Raw genomic sequence first — 571 nt, forward strand, 5'->3', positions numbered from 1 at the left:
GCGCAGATTATGTCGTCCAAGTAAAGGCTAATCAAAAATTACTAAACCATGCTGTCAAAGAGCAATTTGCACAGGCATTTGAAAATCAAGATATCCTTGCTCAAAGCACAACATCTGAAAAGGCTCATGGTCGGATAGAGACTCGAACCGTTTTTCAGGTGAAAGCTGATTTTTCTGATGAACTCAGTGAAAAATGGCCGTCAGTAAAGACATTAGTTGCCGTTGAACGAGATCGAAATAACGTTATTGATACGAAGTATTATCTGAGCTCGCTGGATATTAACCCAGAGCTGGCAGGTAAATGTGTTCGTGAGCACTGGGCAATAGAGAATAGTCTTCACTGGATCTTAGATGTTGTTTATAAAGAAGATATTTGCCGTATTCGTGAGAAAAAAGCTGCTGAGAACTTAGCGATGTTCCGCCGAGTCTCACTGAATATAGCGAAACAAGAGACATCTGTAAAAGACAGTATGAAAGGTAAGTTGGTCCGAGCAAGTTACTGTGATAATTACCGCTCAACCTTGTTATTTGGCACTGTAAAATCGAGTTAACAAAGTATGCTCCGGCCCTG

General features: G+C 40.8%; 1 protein-coding gene. It reads left to right on the forward strand.

Features of this window, described 5'->3' with window-relative positions; translation table 11 throughout:
• On the forward strand, nt 1–551 hold a 551-nt coding region (locus tag Q4579_RS23035), incomplete at its 5' end, for an ISAs1 family transposase (protein ID WP_303567292.1).
• Nucleotides 552–571: the final 20 nt, after the last annotated feature.

This window comes from Photobacterium sp. 1_MG-2023, assembly GCF_030547945.1.
In the GTDB taxonomy this organism is placed as follows: domain Bacteria; phylum Pseudomonadota; class Gammaproteobacteria; order Enterobacterales; family Vibrionaceae; genus Photobacterium.